The sequence below is a fragment of the Mesorhizobium sp. WSM4833 genome, from assembly GCF_055811095.1.
Genome location: NZ_JBVVQG010000015.1, coordinates 39467 through 52876, shown reverse-complemented (window position 1 = coordinate 52876; position 13410 = coordinate 39467). Strand labels below are relative to the sequence as shown.

Here is a 13410-nt window from a genome sequence, read left to right as displayed (position 1 = left end):
CTTGCCTGGACTTGAAAAGACAGCGATGATTCCTTTCACTTCGACGGCATTCCGATTCCCTGACCTCGATGCTCCGTCCGCATGGATCGAGCACGTTCCATTCATATTCTGGCTTGTCGATGCGTTCCGGCCGCATCGGTTCGTCGAGCTTGGCACGCACACCGGTGTCTCCTATTGTGCCGCCTGCCAAGCCATCGAGCTGCTGCGTCTCCCCTGCAGTTGCTATGCGATCGATACCTGGAAGGGTGACGAGCATGCCGGCTTTTACGATGAGCGGGTCTATACCGATCTGGCCACCTACCACGCTCCAAAGTATGCGGCCTTCTCGAGTCTCGTGCGGTCGACTTTCGACGCGGCTGTTGACCATTTCGAGGATGAAAGCATCGACCTGTTGCACATTGACGGACTGCACACCTACGACGCCGTTCGCCATGACTTCGAAAACTGGCGGCCGAAACTTACGCGGAATGCCATAGTGCTCTTTCACGACACGAACGTGCATGAACGCGATTTCGGAGTCTATCGACTTTGGGGTGAGATCTCGGCGGGCCGGCCGCATTTCGAGTTCCTGCATGGGCATGGCCTGGGCGTCTTGGGGATTGGCGACAGCTACCCGAAAGCGGTCGAGGCACTTTTCGCTGCCGGTGAACAAGATCATGGCCGGGAGGCTGTACGAACCGCCTTCGCCCATCTTGGCCAGGCGGTTGCCCAGCGCAGAAATGCCGCAAATGCGATAAGGCAGGCGGAAGCGCAGTTTGCGCTGAGCCTTGAAGAACGGCGGCAACAGCACGAGAGCAACATTGCTGCGCTTCAGACCGAGCGCGACAGCGCTCGCGCTAATCTTGTTGAAAGAGTTGAAGACCTCCGGGTTCTGCAAGAAGAAGTATCGGCTGCGCATGCGACTGCGAGTGTGTTGCTGACCGAGCGCGACAATGCACGCTCTGAGGAAAAGCGCCTGCATGATGTCCTGGATGCCGTTTACGCCAGCACCTCTTGGCGTCTGACGAGACCCTTGCGAGGCTTCGCGCGCCGTGTCCGTGCGATCGCCAACATAATCAAGGTTCGCGGTTCTAATCCATTCAAATCAGGTCGACGCTGATGGCGAACAAACGGGTCAACGAAACATGGAATGCTGATTAATGTCCAAAATATGTGTCGTGACCGGCGGAGCCGGGTTCATTGGATGTGCGTTGTCGACCAAATTGGCAAACCGCTTCGGGCGTGTAATTGTCATCGATAGTTTGCATCCCCAGATTCACGCTGAACGGAAACGTCCTGCCGAACTGGACCCTCGCGTCGAACTCATGGTTGCCGATGTGACCGAGGCTTCGACCTGGGCGCAGGCATTGGAAACTGCCCGACCGGACGTCGTGGTGCATCTGGCGGCTGAAACGGGCACGGGGCAGTCGCTTACAGAGGGCTCGCGCCACGCGATCGCAAATGTCCTTGGCACTACCCGCATGTTGGATGCCTTCGCTGCGGTATCGCACGTTCCGGACCGTTTTGTCCTGGCATCAAGCCGTGCCGTCTACGGAGAAGGTGCATGGCGGTCCAAGAATGCAGGCGAGGTAACGTATCCCGGTCAGAGATCGAGGCAACAGCTTGAGCGCGCGCAATGGGACTTCCCCGGGCTTGAAGCTCTGCCAATGGATGCAGAAAAAACGATGCCGAATCCAACCAGCATCTACGGCGCGACGAAACTAACCCAGGAACAGATATTGCGGGCTTGGGCCCTGTCGTTCGGAACAACCGTCAACGTGCTTCGCCTTCAGAATGTATATGGTCCCGGGCAGTCCTTGACGAATAGCTACACGGGAATTGTGTCGTTGTTCATCAGAATGGCCAAAGAAGGCAAGAGTATCCCGATCTATGAAGATGGGGACATCGGAAGGGACTTCGTTTTCATCGACGATGTGGCGTCTGCTCTCGACAAAGCCGCAGCCGCGGATCTATCGCAGTCGCTCGCCTACGATGTCGGTACCGGCTCCAAGACCACGGTTCTTGACCTGGCAAGGATCATCGCAAAAAAATACGGAGCGCCGGAACCGCATGTCAACGGCATGTTCCGCAACGGCGATGTGCGGTCCGCTGTCGCCAACATTGATAGGACGGTTCGCGAACTGGAATGGCAACCTTTGAAAAGCGTGGATGAAGGGATCGGCCAGCTTTCCGGATGGATAGATTCACAACTTGGCTAGAACTACGACATCGTGACAAGGAAGTGTTCCGCCGTCGAGATACTTCCATGGGAGACGTGGTCCCTATGCCACGTGGGTTTGGTTTTGCGGGGAATTGGGAATGCGTCGTGGGGCAATTTTTTTCTTCTATAATGAAACAGGTCTTGTCGACGAATACATACTCTTCCTGCTGGGCGAACTGAGACCATTCGTAGAGACGATTATCTTTGTCTCCAACGGCGACCTCTCAAGATCGTCGGAAATTTCAGTCCGGTCTGCTGTGGACGAGATAGTCATCCGTGAAAATACGGGGCTCGACGTTGGAGCGTACAGCGATGGGCTCGAGTTTATAGGCTACGACAAGCTCGGCAACTATGATGAAATCCTTCTGCTTAATCACACGTTCTATGGCCCTCTTTTCCCATTCTCGGAGATGTTCTCGGAAATGGAGCGCCGAGATTGTGATTTCTGGGGCATATCCGGCCACAGAGAAATGGTACCCAATCCTTTCACCGGACAGGGGAGCTTGGCCAACCATCTAAACTCTCATTTCATTGCGATAAGAAGGACGATGCTTATCTCGCTCGCTTTCCGGAATTATTGGGAAAGTATGCCGATGATCAAGGACTATAAAGACTCTGTGTTGATTCACGAGTCGCGGTTTACGAAGTTTTTTGAAGATCTCGGATATGGTTCTGATGTTTACGTTGAATCAGAAAAGTATACATCAAAATATCCTGTTTTTATTGAGGTGGATGAGGCTATTTCGGATCGAAATCCGATTCTAAAGCGGCGCCTATTCTTCAATGATCCGATTTTTTTGGAGCAGAATGGCATTGATTTGCCGCGTGCGTTGCGTGTTCTCAAAGAGACGTCCGACTATGATCTTAACTTGATTTGGCGGAATGTTTTACGCAGCTCCGAGTTGAGGAATCTCAACACAAACGCTGCGCTGATGAGTGTCTTGCCGGATGAACGGGCGAAAGGTGATGGTGCTGCCGGCGACTACGGCAACGTCGCGGTCTGCGCGCATGTCTACTACACCGACATGCTCGACGAGATATTGGCGCTGACCGAGAACATTCCGGTTCCCTATGATTTTATCGCCACTACGGATACGCCGGAAAAAAGGGCCGAGATTGAAGTCGCCTTGGCAAAACGCCCTGGCATAAAGAAGGCCATCGTGCGTGTTATCGAGAAGAATCGCGGTCGTGACATGTCTTCGTTTTTTATCTCCTTACGCGATTTGCTCATCGACGACCGTTATGATCTCGTCTGCCGCTTGCATACAAAGAAGTCGCCTCAAGTGCAGTCGTCGCGGGGCAATCTGTTCAAGCGGCACATGCTTGAGAATCTGCTGAATACCCGTGGCTACGTTCACAACGTGTTGGATATGTTTCAGGGCAATCCCTCAGTCGGACTGGCCATTCCGCCGATCTTTCATATCTCGTATCCGACCATGGGACATTCCTGGTTTGCCAACAGGCCCAAGGTCGAGGAGATCGCGCGTCTGTTGAAGATCAACGTCAAGTTCGATGAGAGTACGCCGGTGGCTGCCTATGGCACCATGTTTTGGTTCAGGCCGCGGGCGCTGCGCAAGCTGTTCGAACACAAATGGAAATGGGAAGAGTTTAATGCCGAGCCGGATCATCTCGACGGCGGGTTGGCTCACGCGCTCGAACGGCTGATTGCCTATGCGGCTCAGGATGCTGGATACACCACGCACCACATCATGTGCGCGCACCAGGCGGCGCACAATTACACCATGCTGGAGTTCAAGCTGCAAAAGCTTGCCAGCCTGATGCCCTCGGGCGACTTCCAGTGGCAGTGTCACATGTTGTCTGAATGGAAGAAGGCCGGCTATCCCTCGGCAAACTATCTGCCAGCCCCCGTGCCGTGGGCGCAAACGTCGGTGAGACACTCTCTGGCCGGGCTCAATTTCGCCGTTAAAAGCTCGCTAAAGTTCAGAGCGCCTGTCCTGTTCAAAATACTCAGGCCGATCTATCGTGGCATGGCCTCCGTTTTAAAGCCGAACTCGTGAGCGTAACCATAGATAATCGCATTTCGCGACAATGATCGGCATCAGACAAGTAAAGTTTCCCGGTCTATTCAGGAGTGTCAGGTGCGTCGCATCGCCATATTTTCTCTCTATAACGAACGTGGGATAGCGGATGACTATGTCATATTTTTACTAAAAAAGTTGCGCGAGTTTTCTGAAAGGATTGTTATTGTCTCCAACGGGGATCTTTCAAAGGCTTCAGAAATAGCAATAAAAGATAAATGCGATCAAATCCTAATTCGGAAGAATGAGGGCTTTGATGTATGGGGATATAAGACTGGCATTGAGGCTGTCGGCTTTGATGGTCTTTCCGAGTATGATGAACTTATCCTACTAAACGACACCTGCTATGGCCCTCTTTTCCCATTCTCGGAGATGTTCTCGGAAATGGAAGGCCGGGATTGCGATTTCTGGGGCAGTGCTGCCCATCAGGAAATGACGCCAAACCCATTTACCGGTACAGGTCATCTGCCCCGTCATCTTACAGCGAATTTCATTGCTGTCCGGAAACACATGCTGAAATCGCGCGCCTTCAAAAGATACTGGGAGAACCTCCCGAAAATCGAAACGTACGTCGATGCCATTGTGCTTCACGAATCACGGTTTACCAAACATTTTATAGATCTTGGCTATACAGCCGAGGCTTATGTTGATCCGGATCGATACGGATCGCGATATCCCGCATTTATTAACGTTGATGAGACGATCGTCAGCCGATTTCCTTTGCTAAAGCGACGCCCTTTTTTTCACGACCCGATGTTCTTGAATGCTGAAGGCATTGATTTGCCGCGTGCGTTGCGTGTTCTCAAAGAGACGTCCGACTATGATCTTAACTTGATTTGGCGGAATGTTTTACGCAGCTCCGAGTTGAGGAATCTCAACACAAACGCTGCGCTGATGAGTGTCTTGCCGGATGAACGGGCGAAAGGTGATGGTGCTGCCGGCGACTACGGCAACGTCGCGGTCTGCGCGCATGTCTACTACACCGACATGCTCGACGAGATATTGGCGCTGACCGAGAACATTCCGGTTCCCTATGATTTTATCGCCACTACGGATACGCCGGAAAAAAGGGCCGAGATTGAAGTCGCCTTGGCAAAACGCCCTGGCATAAAGAAGGCCATCGTGCGTGTTATCGAGAAGAATCGCGGTCGTGACATGTCTTCGTTTTTTATCTCCTTACGCGATTTGCTCATCGACGACCGTTATGATCTCGTCTGCCGCTTGCATACAAAGAAGTCGCCTCAAGTGCAGTCGTCGCGGGGCAATCTGTTCAAGCGGCACATGCTTGAGAATCTGCTGAATACCCGTGGCTACGTTCACAACGTGTTGGATATGTTTCAGGGCAATCCCTCAGTCGGACTGGCCATTCCGCCGATCTTTCATATCTCGTATCCGACCATGGGACATTCCTGGTTTGCCAACAGGCCCAAGGTCGAGGAGATCGCGCGTCTGTTGAAGATCAACGTCAAGTTCGATGAGAGTACGCCGGTGGCTGCCTATGGCACCATGTTTTGGTTCAGGCCGCGGGCGCTGCGCAAGCTGTTCGAACACAAATGGAAATGGGAAGAGTTTAATGCCGAGCCGGATCATCTCGACGGCGGGTTGGCTCACGCGCTCGAACGGCTGATTGCCTATGCGGCTCAGGATGCTGGATACACCACGCACCACATCATGTGCGCGCACCAGGCGGCGCACAATTACACCATGCTGGAGTTCAAGCTGCAAAAGCTTGCCAGCCTGATGCCCTCGGGCGACTTCCAGTGGCAGTGTCACATGTTGTCTGAATGGAAGAAGGCCGGCTATCCCTCGGCAAACTATCTGCCAGCCCCCGTGCCGTGGGCGCAAACGTCGGTGAGACACTCTCTGGCCGGGCTCAATTTCGCCGTTAAAAGCTCGCTAAAGTTCAGAGCGCCTGTCCTGTTCAAAATACTCAGGCCGATCTATCGTGGCATGGCCTCCGTTTTAAAGCCGAACTCGTGAGCGTAACACTGCATAAACGAAGAGGCATACACATGCGGATCACGTTTCAATCAACTAAAGAGAGAGGTTGATGAAGCGTCTGGCCATTGCATTTTACTACGATCAATACGGCAAGATAGACGATTACTATTTTCACCTGATTGCATCGATCCGGCCTTTTGTCGAGAAACTGCTAGTGGTTTGCAACGGTTCGGTTGACAAAGAAGCTCAGTCTCGGCTTTCAGATGCTGCCGATGGCTTCCTGATCAGGGAAAACGAAGGGTTCGATGTATGGGCCTATCGAACCGGCCTCGAACACATCGGCTGGGATGAACTTTCGCACTTCGACGAGATCTTGCTTTTCAACCACACGTTCTACGGCCCGATTTTCCCCTTCTCGGAAATGTTCTCGGAGATGGACCAACGTCACTGTGACTTTTGGGGGATCTCCGCCCACAAGGCGATAAGGCCGAATCCGATCGACGTGCGGAAATCGGAGCTGCCTTTCCATCTCAACTCTCATTTCATCGCAGTACGGCGGTCCTTGCATCAGTCAGAGGCGTTTCGTGACTATTGGACCCGGATGGTGCCCATCAACTCCTATTTGGATTCAGTCGCGAAGCATGAGACGGTGTTCACAGCGCATTTTCAGGCTTTGGGCTACGCCTGCTCGGTGCTGCTCGATCCGGAACGATACAAGACGCCATACCCGGTTTTCATGGAGCCGGACAAAACACTGGAGGATCGCAGCCCGATCCTGAAGCGGCGCCTGTTTTTTCACGACACGCTATCGCTCGAACGCGGCGCCATCAACCTGCCGCGTGCCTTGGAGATAATAGAGAACCAATCAGATTACGATTTGTCGCTGATATGGAAAAGTGTTGGCCGCCTAGGTCAGCCTCGTACGCTAAGCGGCAACGCCGCGTTGCTCTCCGTTCTGCCGGATGTCCGTGTTGGTGCGCAAGGGAATTGGGACAAATACCGGATAGCCGTTCTTGCGCATGTATATCACGTTGACATGATCGATGAGATTCTGGGCTATGCCGAAAACGTACCGAAGGGCTATGACCTGATCATCACGACCGACAATGCCGACAAGCAAGCGTTGATTCAGCAAGCCGTCGCGAAGGCACGGAACGCCAGAAGTACCACGGTTCTGGTCGTCCAGAACGATGGCAGGGATACCTCCGCTCTCCTCATCGGATGCCGGGACTACGTGGTCGAGAACCGCTACGACCTTATCTGCCGCATCCATTCGAAGCGGTCGCCCCAAGATGGCCCGAGGGGAGAGTTATTCAAGCTCCACACTTTTGAGAACCTTCTTCACACGCCCGGATATGTCTCGAATTTGCTCGAACTCTTCGTCAACAACCCGGCGCTTGGTCTCGTTATGCCGCCGGTGGTTCATATTGGGTATCCGACCATAGGAAACTCATGGTCTGGCAACAAAGCCAGCGTTGCAAGGCTTGCCAGGCAACTGGGTCTGATCGTGCATTTGGATGATAGCACACCCGTCGCGCCCTACGGCGGAATGTACTGGTTTCGTCCCGCAGCTCTAAGGAAGCTTTTCGAAAACAAATGGAGCTGGGACGATTTTGCCAATATGGATTATCGGGATGGGAGTTTGGTCCACGCCATAGAGCGGCTCATGGCCTATGTCGCGATCGATGCCGGATACACCTTCCGACACGTGATGACCGCTGGGCATGCTGCTCACAACTACGTTATCTTGGAGGCCAAATTGCAGGCATTGTGCGCCAACGGAGCGCCGGTGGAATTTGGAAACCTGGGGGTGAGAAGAGCCTTTCATGGCCTCATCTTCTCGATCAAGAGATCAATCGTGGCCAAATCGCCAATAGCGTTCAGGATCCTCAGGCCGGTCTATCGCTGCCTGCAAAGGATAATTGCGCCCAGGGGTTAGCAGCCGGCTTTCGTGTCCTTCCTAGGCTGCTTCACGAACGACCAGTCGAGGCCGTTCTTTTCGTCCTGCCAATCGAGAGGCAAGCCGCTTGCCCCAATCGTTGGTCGGCCTTTCCAAGACGTTATAGGTCACCGCGGCAGTTGGAAGGACGCACGCCAGCGTCAGCACAAAGCAGGAAACAAACGTTTCTATCCTGCCCCCTCCCGACGCCTGTATCTGTTTAAAGATCGGGAACAGGGCAACGATGATCGGGCTGTGAACGAGATAGACCGAGTAACTGATGTCGCCAATCCAGGCCGTGGTTTTGTTGACGAGAATTCGGATCGGACAAAGGGCGAGGCCGACGACAAGGCAGGCGAACATGACGCCTAGCCAATGGTACGGCTCAATGAAAGGCACCGAACCTCCTACTATCGCATAGAACTGCACCGGGACGGAGGCCAGCAATGCGGCGCCGATGTGCTTGCTGTTGGGCCGATCCCTGAGCAAGGGCAGTCCCCAAAAAGCTACGAAACCGAACATGAAAATCGGCAGGTGGTGAAAGATCGAATACATCTGGTAACTGGCCGGGTCTACAGCGAACAGGGACACCGTCATGCTGAAGACCTTTGCCACCGCCAGACTGAGGAGCATTACGGTCGTCGCCTTCCATATGTCCTTCGTGCGGGCGTAGACGAACGGGAAGATCAGGTAGAACATCATCTCCGTGCCAATCGTCCAGCCGGCGAGAACCAGCGACGTCTGATGGCCATACCCCGGCACTAGGTTGAAGATGAATGTCACGTTCGTCAGGAACGTGCTGACATTGAGATTGAACCCAGCCGGATTGGTATTGAAGATATCCCTAGCCGGCTCGAAGACGGAGAGCAGTGTGAACGCCACCAACAGATAGAACAGCGGCGCAATGCGGAAGAAGCGGCGCAAGGCAAAACCCAAGAGCGGTCGCTGCTCATCAGCATGACTGGGCTGCATCAGGCAAAGAGAGAACGTGCTGACGACGAAGAACAGCTGGACCCCCCAGACGCCGTTGGCCACGTAGAGGTCGAACCAAGGTGGCAGCTCTATACCAGGCTGCGGCATGTGGGCGACATGGACCGATATCACCCAAAGAGCGGCAATACCACGCAGCGCGCTGAGATAGGCGTGTCGAACCTGTTTCTTCGTTTCCGCTGTATCCATTGGGGCGCCCCCATCTAAACGGTGATGGGTGTCGACTACAGGGAATGAGGTTGAGGCGCAACCTGACATCGACCAGCCAGCTTTATTGAACCCGCGCCGTTGAAGTGTGGTGTTCGCCGCTGCATGTAGCTGACTGCGGATCCGAATGCACTCTTGGTATCGATTAGGATACTGCGTTTGAGGCGAGTTAAGTCAGCGACTCAATCCGGCCAGCTCGAAGTGTCATTTTCTTCGTGCAAACGCGCTGGATGAGCGCATCGTCGTGGCTGGCCAGCACGATGATGCCGGCCTTTTCGGCCAGTTCGTCCATGCGTCGCTTGGCTTTTTCCTGGAATGAAGCGTCGCCGGCGCCAATCCATTCATCCATCAGCAGGATTTCAGGCTCAAGCGAGGTCGCTGCCGCAAATGCCAGGCGTGCCGCCATGCCCTGGCTGTAAGCCTTGAACGGCAGGTCGATGAAGTCGCCGAGTTCGCTGAAATCGATTATTTCTTCCATCTTCTCTTCGATCTCGTCCGCCGTCCAGCCGCTGATCAACCCCCTCAGCACGATGTTTCTGCGCCCGGTGGCTTCGGGACGAAACCCTATGTGGATGTTGAACAGGGCGTCGACCTTGCCCGCGATCGATATCGTGCCGCCCGACGGCTGATAGATTCCGTATAGGACCTTGAGCAATGTGGTCTTGCCGGCGCCATTCGGGCCGACAAGCCCCAACCGGTCGCCCGCCTTGAGTTCGAAGCTGACATCGTCAAGCGCCTGCACAACCTGCTTGGTGCCGGAGCCTGCTATGTTGCCGCCAAGAGCGCTCCGCCGCCGGCCAGGCGCCGAAAGCGTCAGCTTTTCGAACAGGCGATAAACGAGGCTGACATTGTTCAGTGTGATGGAGGTCATGGAACTCAGATCAGGAAAACGATGCGCTTGCGATAAAGGCCCAGCAGCAGCAACGCAAGCGCCCAGAGGCCGAGGCAGACGTAACCTGTCACGGCCAAGGCATGTCCCGGAAATATGCCCGCCGTGATCGGCTCACGCACGCCCTCCAGGAAATAGGTGAAAGGGTTCCAATGGTAGGCGTATTTTTGAACGCCGTCCTGCCCGCTATAGACCCAAAAGACCGGCGTGAAGAACATGCCCACCCGCATCAGGTTGCCGACGATGAACTCACTGTCGGGAAAGAAAGCGCCCAGGAACGCAAAAACCACGACAAATGCGGGAGTTGCCAAGATGATGAGCAGCAATCCCAGCAACGACAGCAGCCAGTTTGTGTTGATTCCATAACCGCTCAGCAGCAGAACAAGAACGCAGCCCGCCAGCGAATAACCGGCCCGGATGATGCATTGCATCGTCAATCGCATCACATAAACGAACAACGGCAGCGTCGTGCCTTGAATGAAGCTCGCTTCGCGCTGGAAGAGCGACACACTCATGGTGATGGTCTCGGTAAGATAAAACCACACCAGCATGCCAATGGCTACATAGGCTATATAGCTTGGGTTGCTTGCATCCTCTGTGACGAAAACAAAGGCAAATGTGCCGACGAAGGCAAAATAATTGACCAGCATCCAAAGCGGGCCGAGCGTCGTGCGTCTGTGCTGGTCGCCTATGTCCTCGTGGGCAAGCGCGATCCAGACCCGGTGTAATCTCATGGCCTTTGAGATGTCGTCAAAAGCGCCGTTTAGTGCCGCAATCATAGCTGGGAGTATCGCAATCCGTTATTCTGGCGCATTATTCTTCGCTGGCCATAGCGAACCACCAAGCCCGTCTCTAATAGCCATTTCGGTGGGCATATGGCAACGCATTGCGTCGTAACGCGGTGGGGAGCAGAGTCAACTGCGGCAAAACTGAACGCATGCTGATGCTGTGCGGCTTATCTATTAGCGTTTGGTAATGTTGAGTTTACGGCAATCGCCCGAGCATGATCCATATTCTCCACTGGATGCCTCTTCCCGAAAAAACCTCTAGCTATGCCCTCCGCCCCGCAGTATGCGATACACCACGGCGGGGGCCGGGGATGGCACTTAAGGTGGATTGGTCGCGAAGTATCTTCGTGTTCGCACTTCGCTGGTGTCGATGCCCTTGAGCCTGGAGTCTAGTGCCGTCCAATGAATTCCCACCTTGAAGCTGTGTTCGGGCTCAGGCCACAGATGCGGCGCGCCTTCATCATGGTCCAGGACGTGGTCATGGTCCTGGTCGCCGTGGCACTCAGCCTTATTCTTTCGCGGTCGAATCTTTCGTTCGAAGCGTTCTCCAACGAGGGTCTGGCGACATGGGCGGGCATCGTCGTCATCAGCCATCTGCTGTTCCGCTACAGTGGCCTTTACACCACCGTGTGGCGCTTCGCCTCGACGCCGGACTTTTTCAACATCCTGAAGAGCTGCGCGATTTTGACGTTCACTCTTTACATGGCGTCGCTGCTGCTGCGTTTTTACCGGCCGGTGGCGGGGCTCAACGAGCGTCAGTTCATCGTCTTCTTCCTCGTCTCCTTCACCATCATATCGGCACCCCGGCTGTTCTACCGCTTCCTGCGTGACGGCGCGAGCTGGGGGATTCTGAGCCGCAAGACCGACCAGCAGGCCAAGCGCGCTCTGTTCGTCGGCCGGCTCGGCGAGGCCGACCTGATCATTCGCTTCACCCGCACGGCGCAACCGGCGGACTATTCCATCGCAGGCATCATGGCCACCGAGCGCGGCGCACCGTTGGGCACGCGGATTCAAGGTGTTCCCGTAGTGGCGACAATGCCGCGCCTGATCGATGTCCTGGAAGACTATGCGACCGGCACCAAGAGCCTGGACTTGCTGATTTTCGGTAGCGGCGCCGAGCACGAAATCGAGGACTATTCGGAACTCGTGCGCATTGCCCGGCACGGCGACATAAATGTGGTGCAGTTCTCAGGCCTTTCGGAGTTGGAACAGCACGGAAAGCTGGTTCTCGACACCGTCGAGATGGAAACGATCCTGCGCCGGCCGACGGTCGCGTCCGATATCCAGCGCATCGGCGCCTTTGTCGGCGGCAAACGCGTTCTGGTGACCGGCGGTGCCGGTTCTATCGGTCAGACGCTGGTCAGGCGGTCGCTGGAACTCGGAGCCGAGGCGGTGCTGGTCGCCGACAACTCCGAGTTCGGCATTTTCCAGCTGAGCCAGTATGTTGACGAGAAGGACCACGACCGCCTCAAGGTCCGCATCGTCGATGTCGCGGACCGGCGCCAGATAACGCGTGTCGTCACGGAATTCCGGCCGGACATCATCTTTCATGCCGCGGCCCTCAAGCATGTTCCGCTGCTCGAGGAAAACTGGGATTCGGCCATCCAGACCAATATCTTCGGAACGCTCGTCTGTGCCGAGGTCGCCGCCAAGTGCGGGGTTGCGCAATTTGTCCTGATATCGAGCGACAAAGCGGTGGATCCCTCGTCAGTGCTCGGCATGACGAAGCGGGCCGCCGAACAGATCATCAGCGCCTTGCATGGCACGCCGGCAGGCGAGACAAGCGGGCGTCGCCCGGCCACCAAGTTCATTGCAGTGCGGTTCGGCAACGTCTTCGGCAGCAATGGTTCGGTGGCGACCATATTCCAGGCGCAGATCGAGGCCGGAGGGCCCGTCACCATCACCGACCGGCGCATGACGCGCTATTTCATGACCGTGGCCGAAGCCGTCGATCTCGTCATCATGTCGGCGGCCGATGCCGCGTCGCGGCAGAGCGGAGACGATTATGCCGTCTATATGCTCGACATGGGCAAGCCGGTACCGATCCTTGAAGTGGCCGAAACGATGATCCGCTTGTCCGGAAAGAGCCCATACAAGGACGTCGCGATCCGGTTCACCGGCATAAGGCCGGGTGAAAAACTCCACGAAACGCTGCATGGCGAAGACGAGGAACTTGTCGAACTCGGCATCTCGAAGATTTTCGGCCTCAGCACGGACGTCGTGGAATGGTCGGATGTCCAGGTCGCGCTCACGGCGCTGCAGCAGTCGGCGAAAAACCAGGACAAGGCTGCCGCGCTCGTCGCATTGGCAGGTCTCGACCGCGCCAAGAAGGCCAGGGCAAGTGCACGTCAAGACGCGATTCCGAAGACGGCCGGGCAGGCGACCTAGAACAATTCCGGGAAAAGCGCACGGCGCTT

Annotated in this window: 9 protein-coding genes; 6 read left to right on the top strand and 3 right to left on the bottom strand. The window is 55.3% G+C overall.

What is annotated here, in order from left to right; translation table 11 throughout:
• Position 1: 1 nt before the first annotated feature.
• From AC0L2D_RS25540 to AC0L2D_RS25520, 5 genes are all read left to right on the top strand, one after another.
• Positions 2-1099: a class I SAM-dependent methyltransferase gene (locus AC0L2D_RS25540; RefSeq protein ID WP_473542950.1), complete on the top strand. Its 1098-nt coding sequence runs from the start codon at positions 2-4 to the stop codon at positions 1097-1099.
• Positions 1100-1139: 40 nt separating this feature from the next.
• Positions 1140-2198 carry an NAD-dependent epimerase/dehydratase family protein gene (locus AC0L2D_RS25535; protein ID WP_473542948.1) on the top strand — a complete coding sequence of 353 codons (1059 nt, stop codon included), beginning with the start codon at positions 1140-1142 and terminating at the stop codon, positions 2196-2198.
• Between the two features lie 100 nt (positions 2199-2298).
• Positions 2299-4218, top strand: a complete 1920-nt coding sequence (locus AC0L2D_RS25530; RefSeq protein WP_473542946.1) for a rhamnan synthesis F family protein — start codon at positions 2299-2301, stop codon at positions 4216-4218.
• Between the two features lie 81 nt (positions 4219-4299).
• Complete coding sequence (locus AC0L2D_RS25525; protein ID WP_473542944.1) at positions 4300-6219, top strand: rhamnan synthesis F family protein; 1920 nt, start codon at positions 4300-4302, stop codon at positions 6217-6219.
• A 70-nt stretch (positions 6220-6289) separates the two neighbouring features.
• On the top strand, positions 6290-8119 hold the full coding sequence (locus tag AC0L2D_RS25520) for a rhamnan synthesis F family protein (protein ID WP_473542942.1): 1830 nt from the start codon (positions 6290-6292) through the stop codon (positions 8117-8119).
• A gap of 21 nt (positions 8120-8140) precedes the next feature.
• Here the strand turns inward: AC0L2D_RS25520 and AC0L2D_RS25515 are convergent, their stop codons facing one another.
• From AC0L2D_RS25515 to AC0L2D_RS25505, 3 genes are all read right to left on the bottom strand, one after another.
• On the bottom strand, positions 8141-9298 hold the full coding sequence (locus AC0L2D_RS25515) for an acyltransferase family protein (RefSeq protein ID WP_473542940.1): 1158 nt from the start codon (positions 9296-9298) through the stop codon (positions 8141-8143).
• A gap of 187 nt (positions 9299-9485) precedes the next feature.
• Positions 9486-10187 carry an ABC transporter ATP-binding protein gene (locus tag AC0L2D_RS25510; protein WP_473542938.1) on the bottom strand — a complete coding sequence of 234 codons (702 nt, stop codon included), beginning with the start codon at positions 10185-10187 and terminating at the stop codon, positions 9486-9488.
• A gap of 5 nt (positions 10188-10192) precedes the next feature.
• Entirely contained in the window at positions 10193-10984 is a 792-nt protein-coding gene (locus tag AC0L2D_RS25505; RefSeq protein ID WP_473542936.1) for an ABC transporter permease, read from the bottom strand.
• Between the two features lie 411 nt (positions 10985-11395).
• Between AC0L2D_RS25505 and AC0L2D_RS25500 the strand changes: the two genes are divergently transcribed.
• The gene (locus AC0L2D_RS25500) at positions 11396-13381 is read left to right on the top strand and encodes an SDR family NAD(P)-dependent oxidoreductase (protein ID WP_473542934.1); all 1986 of its coding nucleotides are present in this window, start codon (positions 11396-11398) and stop codon (positions 13379-13381) included.
• The last annotated feature ends 29 nt before the right edge of the window (positions 13382-13410 follow it).